The organism is Nonomuraea spiralis, assembly GCF_014648435.1.
Taxonomy (GTDB): domain Bacteria; phylum Actinomycetota; class Actinomycetes; order Streptosporangiales; family Streptosporangiaceae; genus Nonomuraea; species Nonomuraea spiralis.
The window spans coordinates 682,046-702,552 of record NZ_BMRC01000002.1 but is presented as its reverse complement, the minus strand read 5'-3'; the positions used below and the strand labels follow the sequence as shown (position 1 = coordinate 702,552).

Sequence of the window (20,507 nt, the reverse complement as noted above, 5' to 3'; positions counted from 1 at the left end):
CGTGATGGGTGACGTCCTGATCGTGCAGAACAGCAGGAGCGGCGGTCCGAGCCGGTTCGGCGGCTGGCTGGAGGAGGCCGGGCTGCGGCTCGACGTGGTGCTCGCGCACGACGGCGCCCCGCTGCCCGACCGGCTCGACCGGCACGACGCCATGATCATGCTCGGCGGCGGCTACCTGCCCTCCGAGGACGACCGGGCGCCGTGGCTGGCCGGCGCCCGGCGGCTGGTGGGCCAGGCCGTGGCCGAGGGCGTGCCGCTGTTCGGCATCTGCCTGGGCGGCCAGATGCTGGCCGAGGTGGCCGGGGGCGAGGTGACCGGCGACACCGGCGCGCCGGAGAACGGCAGCCTGCCGGTCACGATGCGTCCCGAGGCGGCCGGCGACCCGCTGTTCCACGGGCTGCCGCCGGTGGTGCCCGCGATCGAGCACCACAAGGACGCCGTCACCCGGCTGCCCGAGGGCGCGGTGTGGCTGGCCGAGACGCGTGCCTGCCCCTACCAGGCGTTCCGGGTGGGCGAGCTGGCGTGGGGGGTGCAGTTCCATCCCGAGGTGCTGCCCTCGCGGGTGCGCGAGTGGACGCCCGACGGCTTCGACCCCGAGGAGGTCTACGCCGGGGCGGTGGCCGACGAGCCGGTCTCCACGCCGGTCTGGCGGGAGGTGGCGCTGCGCTTCGCCAAGGTCGTCAGCGCCCGTACGCCTGCCAGCCGAGCGTGACGGCCACGGCCAGCCCGCAGGCGGCGGCCAGGTAGCGCAGGCTGTTGCCGGGCATCCGGCGAACGATCTTGGGCCCGAGCCAGCCCCCGATCAGGAACCCGGCCGCCAGCGGCGCGGCCGCGCCCCAGTCCACCGGCCCGAACAGCGCGAACCCGGTCGCCGCCACCGCGTTGGCCAGCCCGGACAACACGTTCTTCATGGCGTTCAGCTTGGCCGGGCCGTGGTCGATCATGGCCGACAACACGGCGAACATCAGGATGCCGCCGGCCGCGCCGAAGTAGCCCACGTAGACCGCCACGCAGAACAGCGCGACCCGGACCGCCGGGCCGCGCTCGCCGCGCGGGTGCGCCGACGGCGGGCGGACCAGCAGCAGCGAGGCCATCGCGATCAGCCAGGGCGCGATCAGCTCGAACGTGCTCGACGGCGTCACCAGCAGCAACAGCGCGCCCGTCGCGCCGCCGAGCGCGGACACCGGGCCGAGCCTGAGCACCCGGCCGCCCTGCCCGGCCAGCTCGGGGCGCGACCCGGCCGCCGCGCCGACGCCGGTGAAGACGAGGGCGACGGTGTTGGTGACGTTCGCGGTCAGCGGGGGCAGGCCGAAGGCCAGCAGCGCCGGGTAGGAGACGATCGACGCCAGGCTCACCACGGTGCTCACCACGCCGGCGGCCACACCCGCGCCGAGCAGGCCGAGGACATCTGCGACGATCACCCGGCCATGCTACGGCCCGTCCATTTTGTCCCCACATGTGCCCCTTCCTCGTACGGCGGCGCGGCGCCCTGTCCGACGCGGCCAGGGGCGAAAAGCCCTACCTTTGGGCAGGTGCGGGTAAACAGACTTCACCCCTGGCCGGACGACGCCGCCGAGGCCGAGGCGATCCAGGACCGGCTGCGCGGGCGCGTCGAGCTCACCGGGCCCACGGCGTTCTCCCTGGTGGCGGGCCTCGACGTGCACTACCACGGGGACGACGACGTGACGGCGGCGGTGGTCGTGCTCGACGCGGCGACCCTGGAACCGGTCGAGCGGGCGGTGGCCCACGGCAAGGCGGCCTTCCCGTACGTGCCCGGCCTGTTCGCCTTCCGCGAGCTGCCCACCCTCGTCGAGGCACTGGAACGCCTGGCCGTCACCCCCGACCTGCTGGTCTGCGACGGCCACGGCCTGGCGCACCCGCGCGGCTTCGGGCTGGCCTGCCACCTCGGCGTGCTGACCGGCCTGCCGGCGCTCGGCGTGGCCAAGACCCCGTTCGTGGGCGTGCACGAGACCCCCGGACCGGAGCGCGGGGCCTGGACGCCGATCGTCCACGAGGGCCTCACCGTGGGCAGGGCGCTGCGCACGCGGCGGGACACGAAGCCGGTCTACGTCTCGCCGGGCCATCGCATCAGCCTGGAGACGGCCACGTCCCAGGCCCTGCTGCTCACGCCCCGGTACCGGCTGCCGGAGCCGGTGCGCCAGGCCGACCACCTGGCCCGCCACCCGTCCGGCATGTGAGCACCCACCCGGACGGGCCGTGAGCGCCCGTCCGGGCGGGGTCAGCGCCGCCAGACCCAGACGACCAGCCACACGCTGAGCCCGAAGATCGTCATGCCGAGCGGCACGTGCGCGGCCACCGCCCCCGACCCGCCGAGCATCGACTGCAGGAACCCGAGCAGCAGCACCCCCAGGCTGACCAGCGCGGGCCAGCCGGCGCCGCGCCCCGGCCGCCACAGCAGCACGGCCGCCACGAGCTGGAGCAGCCCGAGCAGGTGGACGGCGCCGGCCCCCGCGCCGTGCAGTCCGGCGCCGGCCCCGCTCATGAGCTGACCCGCCGTGACGGCCTGCAGCAGCACCGACAACATGCTGAGCGTGGCGAGGGCCTTGAACGCGGTCAGGTACCCGCTCCCCTTGACGACCTGGGTGACCACTTGACTCTCCTTCGAGCTCGGACGAACGCCTCCAGGATCGCGCCGCCGCCCGGCCCGGGGCATCCGCCGCCCGTCGTCATCCTCGCTACACCCCACGTCGTACGCTCAGGACGGCAGGTGCGCCCCCGAGCCCGCCAGCGGGGGCAGGATCGCCTGGGCGTCCGCGCCGCCGAACCACAGTCCGATCACGAACGCGGCCGTCGCCTCCAGCTGCGCCGCCCAGTCGAGCCCGCCGCCGTCCAGCGGGGTGCAGCCGAGGTCGCGGACCAGCTCGCGGACCAGCCCGAGCGCCGTGGCGTCGTCGCCGCACAGGGGCACCGCCAGCGGGCGTCCGGCGAACACGGGCGGCCGCATCCGCCACACGTCCACGTGGCACAGGTTGAACGCCTTCACCACATGGCCGCCTGTGAGGTCGGCGATGAGCCGGGCGAGCGGACGCGCGGGGTCATGCCGGTCGGGGCCGGCGTTCGTGACATCGATGAGCGGCTTGCCGCGCAGCGCCGTACCGGTGGCGCCGAGCACGTCGGCCAGCCCCTCCGCCCGTACGCCCACCATCGCGACCTCGCCGAACCCGGCCGCCTCCGCCCAGCTCCCCGCCCGCGCCCCCCAGGACGCCGGCCTGGGCGTTCATGCTCTCGGCCCGGCTCCGGGCCCGTACGGGGTCGCGGCCGCTGACCATCACCTCGTGCCCGGCCCTGATCCACTGCGTGCCGAGCGCGTCGGCCATGCCGCCGGCCCCCAGGATCCCGATCTTCATGGTCGTCCTCCGTGTTGTGAACGGGCTTTACTAGTAGAAGGACTCTAGAAATCTCGTCACACACCATTTGGTGCCTAACGGAGGCGTTCAGTTGTTCATCGCCGACTGCCAGGCCAGGCTGGCCTTCGACCTGGTCGCCAACACCTGGAACGCGGTCGTCGTCTGGTCGCTGCGCCACGGCCCGCGCCGTCCCGGGCAGCTCCGCGCGGAGATCGGCGGGATCAGCGCCAAGGTGCTCACCGAGACGCTGCGCCGCCTGGAGTTCAACGGGCTGGTCGTCCGCCGCTCCTACGCCGAGGCCCCGCCCCGCGTCGAGTACGAGCTGACCGACCTGGGCCGCACCCTGCTGGGCCCGATCGAGGCGTTCGGCGAATGGGCCCACGCCCACGGCGAGGAGGTCATGGACGCCCAGGACAGGTGGACGGGCCGAGCCCCCGTTGACACCTCTCCATGAGGATTCTTTCACAATGCGTTACCGAATGATTACCCTGGGTAGCTAGACGGTGGTTGTCCGACACCGTTCCCAGGAGGTTTCCATGCCTGCCGTCCACCGCCGCGCCGCCGTCCTGACCGGCGGCCTGGTCCTGTCCGCGGCTCTGTCCGCCGTGCTGACCGGAGCCCTGTCCGGCGCACTGTCCACCACCCTGTTCACCCCGCCCGCGCACGCCGTCGTCGACCCCGCGCACGCGGTCCCCTGCGCCGCCGAGGCCGCCACCGGCCTGACCACCCTGATCGATCCGACGGCCCCGCAGGCGCCGAGCGAGATCCCGGCCGCGGGCTGCCTGCACCCCTGACCGGCCACCACGATCCACCGGCATCGGCGGTACGGCGGACCACGCCGTACCGCCGATCTCGGCCCTCCTCCGTCCGGCAGCGCGATTCCCATGCCCGAACAGCAGCAGTCGAGGAGTCCCCATTGAAATTCCGAATCCTGATCAGCGCAGCGGCCCTCGCTCTGGCGGCGGCGGCCGCCGTTCCCCCAATCGCCCTCGGGTCAGGGGGCCGAAACGAACCGGGGAACATCAATGTCCAGGCCATCGTCGACCGGGTCAACATCTTCACGTCGTAGTGAGGCCCCCACAGTTGACCGTGGCCGAGCCTGCTCCCCGGCCGCGGGGCACGCTGGAGCACATCGGCTACGTCATGTTCCTCAGCCGATGGATACAGGCGCCGCTCTACCTCGGGCTGATCGTCGCCCAGGTCGTCTACGTGTGGCGGTTCATGGTCGAACTCGCCCACCTGGTCCAACTCGGGTTCGGCGGCAACCCCCCGGAAACCACGATCATGTTGATCGTCCTCGGGCTCGTCGACGTCGTGATGGTCTCCAACCTGCTCATCATGGTCATCATCGGCGGCTACGAGACCTTCGTCTCGCGGCTGCGCATCGACGGGCATCCCGATCAGCCCGAGTGGTTGTCCCATGTCAACGCAAACGTCCTCAAAGTCAAGCTGGCCATGGCGATCATCGGGATCTCGGGGGTGCATCTCCTGCAGATCTTCATCAACGCCGCCCGGCCGGCCATCACCGACAGGGAACTCGTATGGAAGACACTGATCCATCTCACGTTCGTGGTCTCGGCGCTGGCGCTGGCCGTGATGGATCGGATCATGGCCGGTGGCCGGCACGGCCAGCAGGCGCACGCGCACCGGGAGCAGCAGCCCGGCGGCGTCACCCAGGAACGCGTCGCCGCCGCCTAGCAGCGGCGCCGCCGGTCGGCGCCCGGCTGATCGTCGGCGCGGCGCTGCTGGCCGGTGCGGCGTTGGTGGCGGTCGGGGCGCCCGCGTACGCCTCGACCGCCCCGACCCCGGCGGCGGCGGAGGCGGAGGCGCCGGAGGCGTCCGACGCGGGCCCTGCGCGGGGGCCGCGGCCGCTCATCGGTGACGTGATCGTCTTCAACGACGAGATCGTCGAGCCGGTGTCGCTTCCGGTGAGCACCTGCGGCGGCCTGCTGCCGGTGCTGAGCCGCGCGCCCGCCGGGTGCGAGGGCACGTCCCGGGTGTCGGACGACGACGCCTGAAGTTCCCGGCGCCCGCCCGCGGGGGCGGGCGGGCGCCGGATCCCGGCCGGTCAGCCGTAGAGGCGTTCCAGGACCTCGGCCACGCCGTCCTCGTCGTTGGAGGACGTACGGTGCCGGGCCGCGGCCAGCACCAGCGGGTGCGCGTTGGCCATCGCGTACCCGGCCCCGGCGAAGGCCAGCGCGGGCAGGTCGTTGGGCATGTCGCCGAACGCCACCACCTCGGCGGGCTCGACGCCCCGCTCCCGGCAGAGCTCCGCCAGCATGGCCGCCTTGGTCACGCCCGGCGCGCTGACCTCCAGGAGCCCCGGCACGCCGGAATGCGTGACCTCGGCCAGCCCTCCGATCGCCGCCGCCGCGACGGCGTTCATCTCGTCGGTGGTGTGCGCGGGCGAGAGCACCAGCAGCTTGACGATCGGCTCGCCCGCCTCGCACGCCGAGGCCACCTCGCGGTAGTTCTGCACGTCGTGCGCGACCCGCCTGGTGTAACCGGCCTCGGTGAGCACGCCCGTACCGGTCTCGACGGCGAAGGCCACCCCGGGCAGGGCCGCGGCCAGGCTGTCGGCGACCCGTCTGGCGGCCCGCGGCTCGATCGTGCGGCTGGCTACGGCCTTCTCGGTGGCCAGGTCGTACAGGACGGCGCCGTTGCTGCAGATCGCCAGGCCGGTCAGGCCCGTCCGGCCGGCGAGCAGGCGGACGGAGCGCGGCGGGCGGGCGGTGACGAAGACGATCTCCGCGCCCGCCGAGCGGGCCAGGCGCATGGCCTGGTCGGTACGGGGGGAGATGGCGCCGGATGAGGTCAGGAGGGTGCCGTCCAGGTCGGTGGCCACGATGCGGGGCGGGATGATGGAGGTCACGTCACATACCGTAGGTCCTGGTCCGGCGGTGTTCACGGAGTAGGGTGCCCTTCGTGGTTTCACCTTCCGGTCGTTTCGCCCGGTCCGGTCCTCGTCCGGACGATCGGGTCGCCTCTGTCTTCCGCTTCGCCTCGGAGCTGGCCGCCTGGGTCGCGGCGCCGTGGGCGCTCGCCCCGCGGTCGGTGCCGCTGGCCGTGTTGTCGGTGGTGGTGCTGATCGGGCTGCCGACGGTGTTCGCCACGCCCGGTGACAAGCGGGGCGTGCTGGTCGCCGCGCCGGGGTTCGTGACGGTCGCCCTGGTGGGCCTGCAACTGGTGGTCGCGGTGGCGGCGGCGTGGGTGGCCTGGCACGCGGTCGTGGCCGCGCTGGTCACGGTGCTGGCGGTGGTGACGGTGGTGCTGGAACTGCCGCGCTGGCGCTGGCTCCTGACGGGCTGACCCGGCGTCGGCGGCGCGTACTCGGAGGGAATCCGGGGGCGGAGGGTCAGAGGCGTAGTTCAGGGGGGAGGCGGGTGGCGGCGTTGAGGAGTTCCAGGCCGATCAGCTCGCCCGCGCTGCCGTAGTCGAGGACGACGTCCTCCGAGACGGTCTGCCGGACCGCCTCGCCGGGCACAATCTCATGCTTCATCGCGATATAAGCGATATCTCGTTCTTTGTCCCAGTTGACGTACACGGTCCGGGTGCGCTGGAGGTCCGGCGGGGTGTCGTCCCAGCTCAGCAGGCCCTCTTTGGCCTCGTGCGAGCCGGCCAGCGCCGCCCGTACCATGGCCAGCGCCAGCTCGACGGCCCGCAGCGAGTCGGGCCCGGTCGCCCTGCGCTCGTGCTCCCACCCGGCCAGCCCGTCGATCCGGTACGGGCACGACCACTCCCCCGTCGTCTCCTCGTACGGCACGCCGACGGTGACGGCCACCTCGCGCGGCGGCACGGTGTCGAGCGTCAGCACCCGCTGGGCGATCTCGTACATGTCCGGTGATCTACCCCCACGCCCGCGGCCGGACCCATATCTTCCGCGACCGATGCGTTCCTGCCCGGGCCGCGGCGAGTTAGTGTGCGTTAGGGTCGCAAGGGGGCCTACATGAACGACTCGTTCGGCACACGCCTGCGTGGCAGGCTCGACAAATTCGGCCCGCTCTGTGTGGGCATCGATCCGAGCCCGGCGCTGCTCGACGCCTGGGGCCTCGACGACTCACCGAGCGGCCTTGAGCACTTCAGCCGCACGGTGGTCGACACGATCTGCGACGTGGCCGCCGTGGTCAAGCCGCAGTCGGCCTTCTACGAGCGCTGGGGCAGCCGCGGCGTCGCCGTCCTGGAACGCACCATCGCCGATCTTCGCGAGGCCGGCACGCTGGTGCTGCTCGACGTCAAGCGTGGCGACGTCGACACCACGATGGCCGCCTACGCCGAGGCCTACCTCGACCGGGGCAGCCCGCTGGCCGCCGACGCGGTGACGTTGAGCCCCTACCTGGGGTTCGGCTCGCTGGAGGTGGCGATCACCTCGGCGGTGGCCAACGACGCCGGCGTGTTCGTGCTGGCCCGCACCTCCAACCCGGCGGCGGCCGGGCTGCAGCAGCGGGTGGCCGACCTGGTGATCGCCGGGGCCGCCGCGGCGAACGCGGGCCATCGGCCGTTCGGGCCGGTGGGAGTGGTCATGGGGGCCACGCTGCCCACGCTCGACCACTCCCTGGCCGGTCTCAACGGCCCGATCCTGGCTCCCGGGCTCGGCGCGCAGGGCGCCTCCCCCGCCGACCTGGCCCGGCTGTTCGCCCCGGTACGCGGCTCCGTCGTGCCGTCGGTCTCCCGGGCCGTCCTGGCCGACCCGAAGCGGCTGCGGTCGATGACCATGCGTTACCGGGACGAATGCGTCACGTACCTGACGGACTGAGGCGGTTGACGGCGGCCAGCACCGCGCGCACCGACGCGGTGAGCACAGAGGTGTCCTGACCCGCGCCCCAGCCGGTCACGCCGCCCACGTTCGCCTCCACGTACGCGACGGCGCTGCTGCCCGTGCCCTCGTCCATCGCGTGCTCGGCGTAGTGCAGGACGTCGACCTCGACGCCGTCCCCGGCGAGCGCGGCGGCCAGCGCGGACAGCGGCCCGTTGCCGGTGCCGCGCAGCACCCGCCCCGACTCCAGCACGCCCTCGAACTCGTGCGCCCCCGGCGCGGTCTCGGCCGTGCGCCACGAGGCGAACCCGCCGCGCTCGCCCGGTGCGATGTAGGTGGCGTGGAAGAGCTCCCACAGCGACTCGGCGGTGATCTCCGCGCCGCTGTCGTCCGTGGCCCGCTGGACCACCGCAGAGAAGTCGATCTGCAGGCGGCGCGGCAGGTCGAGGCCGTGGCGGGCCCCCAGCAGGTACGCGATGCCGCCCTTGCCCGACTGGCTGTTGACCCGGATGACCGCCTGGTAGTCGCGCCCCACGTCGGCCGGGTCGATGGGCAGGTACGGCACCTCCCACGGCGCCCGCTCCGGCGGCACGCCCAGCTCGGCGGCCCGCGCGGCGTGGTGGGCCAGGCCCTTGCCGATGGCGTCCTGGTGGGTGCCGGAGAAGGCGGTGTAGACCAGGTCGCCGGCGTAGGGGTGGCGGTCGGGCACGGGCAGGCGGTTGCAGTGCTCGACGACCCGCCTGATCCCGTCGATGTCGGACAGGTCGAGCATCGGGTCGACGCCCTGGGAGTGCAGGTTGAGCGCGAGCGTGACCAGGTCGACGTTGCCGGTGCGCTCCCCGTTGCCGAACAGGCAGCCCTCCACCCGCTGCGCCCCGGCGAGCACGGCCAGCTCGGCGCAGGCCACGCCGGTGCCGCGGTCGTTGTGCGGGTGCACCGACAGGATCACCGAGTCGCGGCGGTCGAGGTGGCGGTGCATGTACTCGATCTGGTCGGCGTACACGTTGGGGGTGGAGATCTCGACGGTCGCCGGGAGGTTGTGGATCACCGGGCGGTCCGGGGAGGCGTCCCAGAGGGCGGTCAGGTCGTTGCAGACCTCCAGCACGTAGTCGGGCTCGGTGAGGTTGAACACCTCGGGCGAGAACTCGAAGCGCACCGGCAGGCCCTCGGCCAGGCGGGCCACCTGGCCGGCCGCGTCCAGGATGAGCTTGCGCAGGTCGTCCCGGTCGTGGCCGAGGACCACGTTCCGCCAGGTGGGGGCGGTCGCGGTGTAGAGGTGCACGACGACGTCGGGCAGGCCCCTGATCGACTCGAAGGTGCGCTCGATCAGGTCGCTCCGGGCGGCGGTGAAGGCCACCACGGTCACGTCGCCGGGCACGACGCCGGGCTCGGCCAGCTCCCTGAGGAAGTCGAAGTCGAGCCTGCTGGCCGAGGGGTAGCCGACCTCGATCTCCTTGAAGCCCATCCGCACCTGGAGGTCGAACAGGCGGCGTTTGCGCGCCGGGTCCATCGGCTCGGCCAGCGCCTGGTTGCCGTCGCGCAGGTCCACGGGGACCCAGAGGGGGGCGCGGGTGATGCGGCGCGAGGGCCAGGCGCGTTCGCCGGTCCGCGGCACCTCGACCCGCTCGTGGGCGGGCCGGTAGCGGTGGTGGGGCATCACGCTCGGGCGTTGCCGGTTCCATGCGTACATGTCGGGTTCCTTCTCGGTGGTCGGGTCGACCGGCAGCACCTCGCACGCCGCGGCGGGGTGCCGGTCCGGTCAGGCCCCGCCGCGGCGGCCGAGAAGAAGGAGACCGTACGACGACATGGCGGCTACACTAACCACAACACAGGTCCTCAGACAACCTGAGAGGTACGCATGCCGCTCGGCGCCCTCCGCCCCAGCCCCCTGGTCGACCAGGCCGTCCAGCATCTGCGCGAGCAGATCACCGGGGGCCACTGGCCGGTCGGCACCCGCCTGCCGGGCGAGAACGCCCTGGCCAAGACGCTCGGGGTGGGCCGTTCCACGGTCCGCGAGGCGCTGCGGGCGCTGGCCGGGGCGGGGCTGGTGCAGGCGCGTCAGGGTTCGGGCGTGTTCGTGATCGCCAGTGAGCCGGTCCAGGACTGGGCCACGCGGCTGCGGCGGGCCGCGATCAGCGACGTCTACGAGGTGCGCATGATGGTCGAGACGCAGGCGGCCCGGCTGGCGGCGGCGCGGCGTACGGACGAGGACGTGGCGGCGATGGAGGCGGCGCTCCAGGCCCGCGAGCGGGCGGCGGACGCGGACGACGCCGCGTTCGTGGACGCCGACATCGCGCTGCACGCGGCGATCGTGGCGGCGGCGGGCAACCCGGTGCTCACGGACCTGTTCGCCGAGTTCGCTCCGGCGTTGCGGGAGAAGCTGATCGACATGGTGGAGCTGCTGGGGCTGCGCGAGCACGACCGCAACCCGGGGCACGACACGCACGCCGCGCTGGTGGCGGCGGTCCGCGACGGTGACGCGCGGGCGGCCAGCGACCTCCTTCAGGCCGAGCTGGACCAGACACTCGCCCACCTGCACGACGGCACCCCGGGCTCCCGCTGACGGCGGTGCTGCCCGGGGCCGGTGGGTCAGCCGGTGGGGCCGGCGTCGGGGCGGACGACGGTGCCGGGGGCCGTGTGCTCGTCGTCCGTCTCGGCGGGGTCGGGGTCCTGCTGCTTCTCCGGCCGGTCGGCGGAGACCGGGCGGCGGGCTCTGGGCGTGCCCGAGGCGGAGCGTTCGGCGACGACGTCGCTCTCCCCGTCCACGCCCCTCACCGCCTCGGGCAGCTCCTCGGGTTTGTCGCTCATGGCCCCCAGCCTGCCCGTCCCGGCCTCCCTTGACGCCCGTCCGGACGTCAAGGGACGGGCCTAGGGCAGCTCCCGCAGCGCGTCCTCGATCTCGCCCCGGAACGGCATCGACGTGCTGGCGCCCGCCCGCTGCACGGACAGCGCCGCCGCCATCGAGGCGAAGCGCAGCGCTTCCTCCGGCGGCGTCCCCTCGGCCCGCGCCACCGCCAGCGCGCCGACGAACGTGTCACCGGCGGCCGTGGTGTCCACCGCCTTCACGGTGATCGCGGGCACCCGCAGCCGCTCGCCCGAGCGCGCGCCGTAGAGCGCGCCGCGCGAGCCGAGCGTGATCACGGCCTCCTCGACCCGTTCGAGCAGCGCGTCGATCGCGGCGTCGGGGTCGTCGTGGCCGGTGATGTCGGCGGCCTCGTGCTCGTTCGGGACGATCATCGTGACCGCGTCGAGCAGTTCGTCGGGCAGCGGCTGGGCGGGCGCCGGCGTGAGGACGGCGGGCACCCCCGAGACGCGGGCCGCCTGGGCGGCGGCCACGACGGCCTCCATGGGCAGTTCGAGCTGGAGCAGCAGGGCCTGCGAGCCGGCGATCGTGGCCAGGTCGCCGCCGGACGGGCCGGTCACGGTGCCGTTCGCGCCGGGCACGACGATGATCGAGTTGCCGCCGGCGTCGTCGACCACGATGTGCGCGATGCCGCTCGGGCCGGGCACCTGGCGCAGGCCGTGCACGTCCACCCCGGCCTCGGCCAGGGTCGAACGCATCTCCGCCCCGAAGCCGTCGTCGCCGACCGCGCCGAGGAAGGCCACCTGCGCACCGGCGCGGGCCGCGGCGATGGCCTGGTTGGCGCCCTTGCCGCCGGGCACGGTACGGAACCGGTGACCGGTGACCGTCTCACCCCGTTTGGGGGCTTCAGATACGTACGCGACGAGGTCCATGTTCGCGCTGCCGAAAACCGAGATCATGACGCCATCATCTCCTGAGTACGCCGGGCCAGTTCGCCGAGCCCCACCCCGTCGAAGCCGGTCAGGCTGCTGGCCAGGCTGTCGCGCATGAGCCAGCGGTCCGGCATGCCGCCGTTCAGCGCGCCCGCGACGGACCCCGCCGTGGCTCCGGCCGAGTCGGTGTCCCAGCCGCCGGCGACCGCGCCCGCGATCGTGGCGGTGAAGTCGCCCCGGCCGTGGATCAGGGTGGCGGCGACGAGAGCGGCGTTGTTGATCGTGTGCACCCAGTGCAGCGTGCCATGACGCCGGTGCAGCAGGTCGATGACACGCTCGAAGTCCGGCTCGCGGGCGGCGTCGGCGGCGGCCAGGCGGACCGCCTCGTGCAGGCGCGAGGTGCTCGGCACGACCGACAGGCCCGCCTCGACGACCTCCTCCGGCGAGCCGGCGACCAGGGAGGCGGCGCACATGGCCGCGACGAACATCGCGCCGTAGATCCCGTTGGCCGTGTGGGTGAGCCGGGCGTCGCGCCAGGCCAGTTCGGCGGCCGTCGCCGGGTCGCCGGGGTTGGCCCAGCCGTAGACGTCGGTCCTGATCAGGGCGCCGATCCACTCGCGGAACGGGTTCCTGCGGGTGGCCGTCTGCGGGGGCTCGTACCCGTCGAGCAGGTTGCGGTAGGCGACCCGCTCGGCGGTGAACGTACGGCCGGCCGGGAGCTCGTCCAGCCACAGCTTGGCGACGTCCTCGGTGGTGAAGCCGCGGCCGTGGCGCTCCAGGACGGACAGGGCCAGCAGCGGGTAGTTGAGGTCGTCGTCCTCGGGGATGCCGTCGATGTTCTCGGCCAGGGAGTTGACGGCGCTGCGCCGGTTCCACGGCCAGCGGCGCGCGATGTCGTCCGGCAGGCCCTTCGCGGTGAACCAGCCGGTGACGGGCCAGTTGCCGGTGGCCTCGGCGATCTGCCTGATGCCCTCGCGCGGGATCTTCTCCACCGGCTTGCCCAGCACGCACCCGGCCGCCCGTCCCTGCCAGGCGCCCAGCAGGCGGGCCGGGTCCGCCTTCGCGGCCGTGCCTGCCGACGGCCAGCCGGGGCAGGCGGCGACGATGGCGTCCAGGTCGGAGGGCTCCGCCAGCGGCGAGGGGATCGCGGCCAGCTCGTCCAGCAGGCTCTCGGCCAGGGGCCGCAGCCGGGCGGCGGCGGCCTCCGAGGCGCCCGCGCGGGGCGGCGCGTCGTGGCCGCCCGCCGCGTGCCAGCGCGCGGTGATCTCGGCCACCTGCGGCAGGTCGCCCCTGCCGTCCTCGCCTGCCTGGCGCAGCTCGTGGCCCACCAGGTCCTCCGGCTGGACCCAGGTGAGCCTGATCATCGTGCGTCCAGCTCGGCGAAGGCGGCCTCGTGGGCGCGCCGCCGCGCCAGGTCGGCGGCGTGCACCCCGCGCGCCACCTCGGCGATGGCCAGGCCGGGCGCCACCAGGTCGGTACGGCTCGCCGCCCCCACCTGCTCGATCCACTCGGCGGGCACCGCGGACAGCCCCCCGAGGGCGCCCGCGATCGCTCCGCCCATGGAGGCGATCGAGTCGGCGTCGCGGCCGTAGTTCACGCCGCCGAGCACGGTGTCGCGGAAGTCGCCCTTGGCCGCCACCAGGAACCCCAGGGCGAGCGGCAGCTCCTCGATGCTGTGCACCCGGCTCGGCCGGCGAGCGCCGAGGCCCTGGTCGCGGTAGGTGTCGGCGACCGTGTCGAAGGGCCGTACGGCCGCGCGCAGCGTCTCGAACGAGCCCTCCCAGTGGCCGACCCCGGCGGCGGCCTCGCACACCGCCTCGATGGCGGCGCGGGTGCCGTCCTTGGCCAGGCGCAGGCAGGCGGCGACCACGGAGTCGACGGTGGCGCCCGGCCGCATGGCCTCGGCGACGGCGGCGGCCATCACCCCGGCGGCCTCGCGGCCGTAGCTGGACTGGTGAGCCCCGGTCAGGTCCACGGCCTCGGCGTAGGCGGCGTCGGGGTCGGCGGCGTTGACGATGCCGACGGGCGCGACGTACATGGCCGCGCCGCAGTTGACGATGTTGCCGACGCCGGCCTCGCGCGGGTCGACGTGCCCGTAGTGGAGGCGGGCCACGATCCACTTCTCGGCCAGGAAGATCCGCTGCAGCGGCAGCGCGTCCGCCTCCAGCTCGGGGATCCACTGCCGCTGCCCCATGAGCTCCGGCACGAAGTGGTCGGCCATCGCGTACGCGCCCAGGTGCCCCCCGGCCTTCTCGTACACGCGGATCAGGGCGTGCGTCATGAGGGTGTCGTCGGTGATGTGCCCGTCGCCCTTGTGGTACGGCGCGATCGGCCGGGCGTTGCGCCAGTCCTCGTTGTACGGCGGCACGATGCCCTCGACCCGGCCGCCGTACCGTTCCACGATCTGTTCAGGAGTCCAGCCCTCGGTGGCGCCGCCCAGCGCGTCCCCGACCGCCGCCCCCGCCACGCAGCCAGTGGCCCTGTCCTCAAGCGGCGTCATGCGATTCCTTTCGTCAGTTCGATGAGATCCTTGCCCGCCAGCGACGGCAGGCAGCAGCCCGCCAGCGCGCGGGCCGGCGCGAGCCACCCCTCCGGGATCGCGCCGTACCCACTGGCGGCCCCGGCCAGCGCGCCGGTCAGCGCGGGCGCCGAGTCGGCCAGCGCGGACAGGCAGGCGGCGGCCGGGACGGCGCGGGCCAGGTCGCCCTCCGCCGCCTCGGCCAGCGCCAGGGCGACGGGCACCGTCTGCGCGGCGCCCACGCCGTAGCTGTAGACGTGGTCGAGCAGCGCGGCGTCCAGCGCGGGCACCGCGCCGAACGCGTCTCCCGCCTGCCGCGCCGCCGCCAGGGCCACCCGGGCGTTGTGCCCGATGGCGGTGTCCTCGGGCAGGACGGCGAGCGCCGCCTCCACGGCCTCGCGCACCGACCCCGACGCGACCGCCGCGGCCACGGCGGCGGCCATGGCCTGGGCGCCGAGCACGCCGTCGCCCGCGTTGGTCACCTGGGCGTCGGCCGTGGGGTCCCTCCCCAGGGCCCCGAACGCGACCGCCCGTACGGCGGCGGCGTCGTCGAAGTGGTGCGGGTTGTCGTGCCCCGAGGCAGGCGGCTCGACGCCTTTGGCCAGGTTGTCCAGCGCCGTGGCCACCGAGATGCGGGCCCGGACGCCGGTCAGCTCACGGAACGCCTCGGCCCGCGGCCGGTCGATCGTCAGCAGCGTCCAGGCCAGCCATTCGGCGTCGTCGGACGGCCCGACGGCCAGCGGCGCGACCGGCTGGTTGAGCGCGAACGGCACCGGCAGCGTGGTGACGCGGTGCTCCTCGGCGAAGGCGTCCAGCTCGCGGTGCAGGCGCCGGCTCCAGGGCGCGTGCAGAGCGGCGCGGTGCCTGGCCGCGGGCCAGCCGGCGGCGTCGCCCACGGCGAGCCCGATGAAGGCCCCCCTGATTCTGTCCCCCGACATGATGATCTACAGTCCTTCCGCCAGTTCGTCGGCGACGTCCAGCACATGTCTTCCGGCCACGACGGGCAGGCACTTCCCGCTCACCGGGCCGATCCGGGCGGCCCAGCGCGCGGGCACGCCGTCCTCGCCCTGGACGGCTCCGGCGACCGAGCCGGCGATGGCGCCGATCGTGTCGGCGTCCCTGCCCAGGCTGACCCCGAACGTCACCGTCGTCTCCACGTCGCCGCCGCCCGCCAGGACGGCGGCCAGGGCCAGCGCGACGGCCTCGGGCGCGAGGTCGGTCCACGGGTAGTGCCGGACGACGACGGCCTCGTGCAGCGCCTCGACGAGGGCGAGCTCGTCGGCCGTTCCCTCGGCGACCACGTCGCGCGCCCGGACGACGGCGCGGGCCGTCCACGAGTCGGCGGGGATCACCGACAGCGCGGCCTCCACCGCCTCGCCGGGCGTCGCGCCCGCCATGGCGGCGGCCACGGCCCCGGCGACCGCCCGGCCGCCGAATATGCCCTCGCCCGACCCGCTGACCAGCCCGTCCTGCTCGATCAGGCGGGCCGCCTCGGCGGGGTCACCGGGGCAGAAGATCCCGTACGGCGCCGCCCGCATGGCCAGCCCGTCGGACCAGCCGTGCTGGTGCACCCGCCCGGTCAGCGGCGGTTCCAGCCCGCGGCGCAGCGCTTCGATGGTGCCCAGCTCGGAGAAGCCCGCGCCGCGCATGGGCCCGGTCACCGACGGGATGATCTCCCGCCGGTACGCCTCGGCCACGTCGGCCGAGGTCAGGGCGTGCCCGTGGCGTACCAGGAGCGAGGCGGCGAAGATGGCGTACTCGGTGTCGTCGGTGCCGCCGCCCTCGACCTCGGTGAGGCGGCCCCACCGCCGCCGGATCTCCGACGGCGACAGATTCTCGGCCGGGGCCCCGAGGGCGTCGCCGGCCGCGAGGCCGAGCAGGCTCCCTCGGGCCCTCATGCGATGAGTCACTGCTGGTACCGCTCCAAGACCTTGTTGCCGTCCTCGACGAGCCGCTTGGCCGCGTCGTCGATGGTGATCTTATTGGCGAAGTACTCCTGGAGGACCGGCGTGGCGACCTTGCTCTTCCACTCGTCGAAGCCGTTCACCTTGAGGAACGGGGCCACGACCAGGTTCTTGGCGGAGGCGGTCGCGACGTCCCAGCCGTTCTCCTGCGTGGTCATCGCCGGGTCGGCGGCGGCGGTCTGCGAGGTCGGCAGCAGCCAGTCGCCCTTGGCGAGCTTGGCCTGGTTGGCGCCGTTGAGGAAGAACGAGATGAACTTCATCGCCTCGTCGGCGTGCTTGCTGTCCTGGGCGATCGACAACGTCTGCGAGACCGCGCCCTGCTGGGCGCTGGTGCCCTTCGGCGCGGGCAGCGTCACCCACTCGAAGTCCTCGGGGGCCTGCTCGACGACCTGCTGGCGCAGGTAGACGCCGGCCGGGAGCAGCGCGAACTTGCCCTTGTAGAAGGCGGGCAGCGGGTCGGCGGTGCCCTGGCCGAGCGCGGCCGGGTCGGCGGACTTGTCCTTGTAGAGCTGGTCGTGGATGCGCTGCAGCACCTCACGCTCCTCCGGGCCGACCTTGACCGTGGTCTTGCCGTCGGTGGTCTGGAAGAACGTGCCGCCGAAGTTGAGCGCCAGGTTGAGCGTCTTGTTGACCGGCGACTTCATCGGCCAGGCCACGCCGTACGCGCCGCTCTTCTTGGCGGAGTCGGAGGACTCGTCCCAGGTCGACGGGTTGTCCGAGGTCATCTTCTTGGCGGCCTCGGAGAACTCGTCCCAGGTCCACGGGTTGTCCGCGGTCGGGATGCGCACCTTGGCGGCGTCCAGGAGCTTCTTGTTGGCGATGATGACCTGCGACTCCTGCAGGAACGGCACGCCGTAGATCCCCTGCTCGCCCTTGCCGCCGTTGAAGGTGACGGTGTCCCAGGCGGACTGCGGGATGTCGCTCTTGAGCTCGGCGGGCAGCTTGCTCGTCAGGTCGAGCAGGTAGCCGTCGGAGGCGAACCCGGCCAGGGCCGGCGAGTCGTTGTGGATCACGTCGGGCGCGGTGCCGCCGGCGAACTGGGTGACGAGCTGGTCGTTGACGTTGTCCCAGCTCCCCTGCACGTAGGTGACCTGGATCTTCGGGTTGGCCTTGTTCCACTCGTCGACGAGCTGGTTGTTGGCCGCGACGGACTCCTTCTGCCAGGCCAGGCTGAGGAAGTTGAGCTTCACCGGCTCGCCGGACGAGGCGGCCTCTCCACCGCCTCCTCCTCCGCTGCCACACGCGGCGGCGAACGCGACGACGGCCGCCGCCGCCAATGCGGACTTGATTCGCATATGAGCCTCCTACTAGCCCTTCACGGCGCCGGCCATCAGGCCGGACTTCAGTCGCCGCTGAATGATTGCGAAGAAGATCAGACTCGGGATCGTCGCCATGAGCGACGCCGCGGCCAGCGGGCCGAGCCTGGCCACCCCCTCGGGGCCGGTGAACCTCACCAGCGTGAGCGGGAGTGTCATCACGTCGGGGTCCTGGAGGATCACGAGCGCGAACAGGAACTCGTTCCACGACGAGATGAAAGAGAACAGCAGCGTGGCCACCACGCCGGGCGCGAGCAGCGGGGCCACCACGCTGGCGATCGAGCGCAGCCGGGTCGCGCCGTCCACGGCCGCGGCCTCCTCCAGCTCGCGCGGCACGGCCCGCACGTAGCCCTGGAGCATCCACAACGCGAACGGCAGCGTGAACGTCACGTGCACGACGACGAGCCCCGGCAGGGTGTTCACCAGCTCCAGGTCCCGCAGGATCATGAAGAGCGGGATGATGATCAGGATGAACGGGAACACCTGGCTGACCAGCACCCACCCGATCGCGACCTTGTTGAGCAGGCTGCGGTAGCGGGCCATCGCGTACGAGGCCGGCAACGAGATCAGCACCGTGATCACGCTGCTGAACAGCGCCACGACCAGGCTGCGGCCGGCCGCGCCGAGCAGGTCCTGCTCGCCGAAGGCGTCGGCGAAGTTGGCCAGGGTCGGCTCGCGCGGGATCCACGTCGGGTCCGCCAGGGCCATCTCCTGGGGCGTCTTCAGCGCGGTCGACAACAGCCAGAACAGCGGGAACGCCAGGAAGACGATGTACGCGGCCAGCGCGACGTACTGCGGGGCGCGTCTCATCGGGTCTCCCTCATCTGGCGCCACAGGTACAGGCCGAGCACCGTGAGCACGACGATCGCCATGGCCAGGCCGAGCATCGAGGCGTAACCGGCCATCCGGTAGCGGAACGCCTCCTCGTAGGCGAACAGCATCGGCAGCCGGGTCTGGCCGCCGGGCCCGCCCTGGGTGAGCACGTAGACCAGGCCGAACTGGTTGATGTTCCACACGAAGTCGAGCGAGGTGATCGACACGATGACCGGCCGCAGCTGCGGGAGCGTAATGCTCCAGAACCGCCGCCACCGGCTCGCGCCGTCGACCTCGCCGGCCTCGTACAGCTCCCTCGGGATGCCCTGGAGGCCGGCGAGCAGGACCACGGTGGTCTGCGGCATGCCGGTCCAGATGCCGACCACGATGATCGCGGGCAGCGCGAGCGAGAAGTCGGCCAGCCAGTTGATGTGCGTGCCGAGCAGGCTGTTCAGGATGCCGGCGTCGGGGTGGTAGACGAGCTTCCACATCAGGCCGACGACCACCGGCGGCATCGCCCACGGAACGACCGCGAGCACCCGGGCCACGGTCCTGAAACGCAGGTTCTGGTTGAGCAGCACGGCCAGGCCGAGCGCGGCCAGGAACTGCAGCACGGTCACCGAGACCGACCAGATCGCGCCGATCCTGAACGAGGCCCAGAAGTCGCCGTCGGTCAGCAGCCGGCCGAAGTTCTCCAGGCCGACGAAGCTGGTCTCGTGGTTGCGCGTGTTGCGGGCGTCGGTGAAGGCCAGGCCGATGCCGTACAGGAGCGGGCCGATGCTGAACAGCGCGACGGGAACCAGCGCGGGCAGCATGAGCAGCCACATCTCGCGGTTCCTGCGCGATTTCGGGCGCCGCCGGGAAGGCGGGCGCCGGGGCGGTGCCGTCGCCGTCACGGTCGCGGTCACGTCCTGCCTCCCTCATGTCCGTAGGTCTCGCCCGCCGTCGAGGCCCGCACCACCAGGCGCGGCGGCACGGTGATCACGCGCGGCGCGGCGTCGTCGCCGTTCAGCCGGTCGAGCAGCAGCTCGGCGGCGGCCTTGCCGCGCTCGGCCGAGCCGAGCGAGACGCTCGACAACGACGGCCAGGACGCGGCGGCCAGGTCGGTGTCGTCCATGCCGACCACCGCCACGTCGTCGGGCACCCGGCGGCCGGCCGCGCGCAGCACGTCCAGCGCGCCGAGCGCGATCAGGTCGTTGGCGCACATCAGCGCGTCCACGTCGGGTGCCCGTTCCAGCAGCTCGGCCACCGCGCGGCCCCCTTGCGCGCGGTAGAAGTCGCCTATCTGGACGAGGTCGTCGTCGTAGGGCAGTCCGAGCTGCTCCAGCGCCTCCCGGTAGGCGGCGCCCCGCGAGGCGCCGGGCCAGGTGTCGGGCGGGCCGTTGACCAGTGCGATGCGGCGGCGTCCGAGCGAGTGCAGGTGGTCGACGGCGAGCCTGACGCCGGTACGCGAGTCGGCCCGTACGTTGTCCACCGGCGTGCCCTCGGGCACCGTGCCGATGATCACGACGGGCGCCCTGGCCGCGGCCAGCATCTGCAGGTGGGCGTCGGTGACCCGCAGCGGGCTCATGATCAGCCCGTCCACGTACCGCTCGCCGAGGCTGTGCAGCACGTCGATCTCGTCGGCCACGACGGCGTCGGTCGAGTGCAGCACGAGCCGGTAGCCGGCCGCCTTGAGCACGGGCTGGATCTGGCGCAACATCGCCAGGTAGGCGGGGTTGCCGACGTCGGCCATGGCGAAGGCGACCTGGTGGGTGCGCCGCGACTTGAGCGACCTGGCCACGGCATTGCGCACGTAACCCAGCTCGTCGGCGGCGGCCATCACCTTGCGCACGGTCTCCTGCCTGGTCGGCAGGCCGTTGAGGACCCGCGAGACGGAGGCGATCGAGACACCGGCGCGCTCGGCGATCGTGGTGATCGTGGGTCCGTCGGCCAAGGCTGTCCTTCCAAGAACGTAAACGTTTACGGAAAGCGGCTGTAAACGTTTACCGTGTTTCGCACATGAAACCGGGCCGTAACTTCTGGGTCAAGTCACGATCC

Annotated in this window: 26 protein-coding genes; 9 read left to right on the top strand and 17 right to left on the bottom strand. The window is 73.1% G+C overall.

Features of this window, described 5'->3' with window-relative positions:
• The first annotated feature begins 4 nt into the window (after positions 1-4).
• On the top strand, positions 5-712 hold the full coding sequence (locus IEZ27_RS07195) for a type 1 glutamine amidotransferase (RefSeq protein WP_125635492.1): 708 nt from the start codon (positions 5-7) through the stop codon (positions 710-712).
• On the opposite strand, the gene IEZ27_RS07190 is transcribed toward IEZ27_RS07195, so the two are convergent.
• On the bottom strand, positions 681-1,421 hold the full coding sequence (locus IEZ27_RS07190; protein ID WP_125635490.1) for a sulfite exporter TauE/SafE family protein: 741 nt from the start codon (positions 1,419-1,421) through the stop codon (positions 681-683). The genes IEZ27_RS07195 and IEZ27_RS07190 overlap by 32 nt on opposite strands.
• Positions 1,422-1,532: 111 nt before the next feature.
• Between IEZ27_RS07190 and IEZ27_RS07185 the strand changes: the two genes are divergently transcribed.
• Positions 1,533-2,198, top strand: coding sequence for an endonuclease V (locus tag IEZ27_RS07185; RefSeq protein ID WP_229823532.1), 666 nt, complete (start codon positions 1,533-1,535; stop codon positions 2,196-2,198).
• Between the two features lie 41 nt (positions 2,199-2,239).
• Here IEZ27_RS07185 and IEZ27_RS07180 read toward each other — a convergent pair whose 3' ends face one another.
• The 3 genes from IEZ27_RS07180 to IEZ27_RS55260 form a co-directional block, all read right to left on the bottom strand.
• Positions 2,240-2,611, bottom strand: coding sequence for a hypothetical protein (locus tag IEZ27_RS07180; RefSeq protein ID WP_189646450.1), 372 nt, complete (start codon positions 2,609-2,611; stop codon positions 2,240-2,242).
• A gap of 105 nt (positions 2,612-2,716) precedes the next feature.
• Positions 2,717-3,166, bottom strand: a complete 450-nt coding sequence (locus tag IEZ27_RS07175) for an NADPH-dependent F420 reductase (protein WP_229823530.1) — start codon at positions 3,164-3,166, stop codon at positions 2,717-2,719.
• The gene (locus IEZ27_RS55260; RefSeq protein ID WP_308427263.1) at positions 3,057-3,338 is read right to left on the bottom strand and encodes a hypothetical protein; all 282 of its coding nucleotides are present in this window, start codon (positions 3,336-3,338) and stop codon (positions 3,057-3,059) included. Before IEZ27_RS55260 ends, IEZ27_RS07175 begins: the two co-directional genes overlap by 110 nt.
• Before the next feature lie 121 nt (positions 3,339-3,459).
• Between IEZ27_RS55260 and IEZ27_RS07170 the strand changes: the two genes are divergently transcribed.
• The 4 genes from IEZ27_RS07170 (at position 3,460) to IEZ27_RS07155 (ending at position 5,386) form a co-directional block, all read left to right on the top strand.
• Complete coding sequence (locus IEZ27_RS07170) at positions 3,460-3,822, top strand: winged helix-turn-helix transcriptional regulator (RefSeq protein ID WP_221762186.1); 363 nt, start codon at positions 3,460-3,462, stop codon at positions 3,820-3,822.
• A gap of 82 nt (positions 3,823-3,904) precedes the next feature.
• On the top strand, positions 3,905-4,162 hold the full coding sequence (locus tag IEZ27_RS07165) for a hypothetical protein (protein WP_189646449.1): 258 nt from the start codon (positions 3,905-3,907) through the stop codon (positions 4,160-4,162).
• A gap of 295 nt (positions 4,163-4,457) precedes the next feature.
• Positions 4,458-5,066 (top strand): TIGR00645 family protein, encoded by a 609-nt coding sequence (locus tag IEZ27_RS07160; protein ID WP_229823580.1) that lies wholly within the window; start codon positions 4,458-4,460, stop codon positions 5,064-5,066.
• A gap of 62 nt (positions 5,067-5,128) precedes the next feature.
• Positions 5,129-5,386 carry a hypothetical protein gene (locus IEZ27_RS07155; protein WP_189646448.1) on the top strand — a complete coding sequence of 86 codons (258 nt, stop codon included), beginning with the start codon at positions 5,129-5,131 and terminating at the stop codon, positions 5,384-5,386.
• Positions 5,387-5,436: 50 nt separating this feature from the next.
• Here the strand turns inward: IEZ27_RS07155 and IEZ27_RS07150 are convergent, their stop codons facing one another.
• Positions 5,437-6,240: an HAD family hydrolase gene (locus tag IEZ27_RS07150; RefSeq protein WP_229823529.1), complete on the bottom strand. Its 804-nt coding sequence runs from the start codon at positions 6,238-6,240 to the stop codon at positions 5,437-5,439.
• Between the two features lie 53 nt (positions 6,241-6,293).
• On the opposite strand from IEZ27_RS07150, the gene IEZ27_RS07145 reads away from it, so the two are divergent.
• Positions 6,294-6,677 carry a hypothetical protein gene (locus IEZ27_RS07145; RefSeq protein WP_189646447.1) on the top strand — a complete coding sequence of 128 codons (384 nt, stop codon included), beginning with the start codon at positions 6,294-6,296 and terminating at the stop codon, positions 6,675-6,677.
• 46 nt (positions 6,678-6,723) lie between these two features.
• Here the strand turns inward: IEZ27_RS07145 and IEZ27_RS53710 are convergent, their stop codons facing one another.
• The gene (locus tag IEZ27_RS53710) at positions 6,724-7,203 is read right to left on the bottom strand and encodes a DUF2283 domain-containing protein (RefSeq protein WP_229823528.1); all 480 of its coding nucleotides are present in this window, start codon (positions 7,201-7,203) and stop codon (positions 6,724-6,726) included.
• Between the two features lie 111 nt (positions 7,204-7,314).
• Between IEZ27_RS53710 and pyrF the strand changes: the two genes are divergently transcribed.
• Complete coding sequence (gene pyrF / locus IEZ27_RS07135) at positions 7,315-8,121, top strand: orotidine-5'-phosphate decarboxylase (RefSeq protein ID WP_125635474.1); 807 nt, start codon at positions 7,315-7,317, stop codon at positions 8,119-8,121.
• On the opposite strand, the gene IEZ27_RS07130 is transcribed toward pyrF, so the two are convergent.
• Positions 8,102-9,811 (bottom strand): 2-isopropylmalate synthase, encoded by a 1,710-nt coding sequence (locus IEZ27_RS07130; RefSeq protein WP_229823527.1) that lies wholly within the window; start codon positions 9,809-9,811, stop codon positions 8,102-8,104. The two genes, pyrF and IEZ27_RS07130, sit on opposite strands and share 20 nt — an antisense overlap.
• A gap of 168 nt (positions 9,812-9,979) precedes the next feature.
• On the opposite strand from IEZ27_RS07130, the gene IEZ27_RS07125 reads away from it, so the two are divergent.
• Entirely contained in the window at positions 9,980-10,684 is a 705-nt protein-coding gene (locus tag IEZ27_RS07125) for a FadR/GntR family transcriptional regulator (protein WP_189646446.1), read from the top strand.
• A 26-nt stretch (positions 10,685-10,710) separates the two neighbouring features.
• On the opposite strand, the gene IEZ27_RS07120 is transcribed toward IEZ27_RS07125, so the two are convergent.
• Genes IEZ27_RS07120 through IEZ27_RS07075 form a run of 10 tightly spaced genes read right to left on the bottom strand, consistent with a single transcriptional unit; the run spans position 10,711 to position 20,403 of the window.
• Entirely contained in the window at positions 10,711-10,929 is a 219-nt protein-coding gene (locus IEZ27_RS07120; RefSeq protein ID WP_189646445.1) for a hypothetical protein, read from the bottom strand.
• A gap of 60 nt (positions 10,930-10,989) precedes the next feature.
• A complete protein-coding gene (rbsK, locus tag IEZ27_RS07115) occupies positions 10,990-11,883 on the bottom strand; it encodes a ribokinase (protein WP_189646444.1) in 894 nt (297 codons plus the stop codon).
• Positions 11,880-13,220, bottom strand: coding sequence for an ADP-ribosylglycohydrolase family protein (locus IEZ27_RS07110; protein ID WP_189646443.1), 1,341 nt, complete (start codon positions 13,218-13,220; stop codon positions 11,880-11,882). Before IEZ27_RS07110 ends, rbsK begins: the two co-directional genes overlap by 4 nt.
• Positions 13,217-14,356 carry an ADP-ribosylglycohydrolase family protein gene (locus tag IEZ27_RS07105; RefSeq protein WP_189646442.1) on the bottom strand — a complete coding sequence of 380 codons (1,140 nt, stop codon included), beginning with the start codon at positions 14,354-14,356 and terminating at the stop codon, positions 13,217-13,219. Before IEZ27_RS07105 ends, IEZ27_RS07110 begins: the two co-directional genes overlap by 4 nt.
• A complete protein-coding gene (locus IEZ27_RS07100; protein ID WP_189646441.1) occupies positions 14,353-15,312 on the bottom strand; it encodes an ADP-ribosylglycohydrolase family protein in 960 nt (319 codons plus the stop codon). Before IEZ27_RS07100 ends, IEZ27_RS07105 begins: the two co-directional genes overlap by 4 nt.
• Positions 15,313-15,318: 6 nt before the next feature.
• Positions 15,319-16,272, bottom strand: a complete 954-nt coding sequence (locus tag IEZ27_RS07095) for an ADP-ribosylglycohydrolase family protein (protein WP_189646440.1) — start codon at positions 16,270-16,272, stop codon at positions 15,319-15,321.
• A gap of 8 nt (positions 16,273-16,280) precedes the next feature.
• A complete protein-coding gene (locus IEZ27_RS07090) occupies positions 16,281-17,633 on the bottom strand; it encodes an ABC transporter substrate-binding protein (protein WP_189646439.1) in 1,353 nt (450 codons plus the stop codon).
• A 12-nt stretch (positions 17,634-17,645) separates the two neighbouring features.
• Positions 17,646-18,464, bottom strand: coding sequence for a carbohydrate ABC transporter permease (locus tag IEZ27_RS07085; RefSeq protein WP_189646438.1), 819 nt, complete (start codon positions 18,462-18,464; stop codon positions 17,646-17,648).
• Positions 18,461-19,375 carry a carbohydrate ABC transporter permease gene (locus IEZ27_RS07080; protein ID WP_229823526.1) on the bottom strand — a complete coding sequence of 305 codons (915 nt, stop codon included), beginning with the start codon at positions 19,373-19,375 and terminating at the stop codon, positions 18,461-18,463. Before IEZ27_RS07080 ends, IEZ27_RS07085 begins: the two co-directional genes overlap by 4 nt.
• Positions 19,372-20,403, bottom strand: a complete 1,032-nt coding sequence (locus IEZ27_RS07075) for a LacI family DNA-binding transcriptional regulator (RefSeq protein WP_189646437.1) — start codon at positions 20,401-20,403, stop codon at positions 19,372-19,374. The genes IEZ27_RS07080 and IEZ27_RS07075 overlap by 4 nt, the downstream gene beginning before the upstream one ends.
• Positions 20,404-20,507 lie beyond the last annotated feature (104 nt).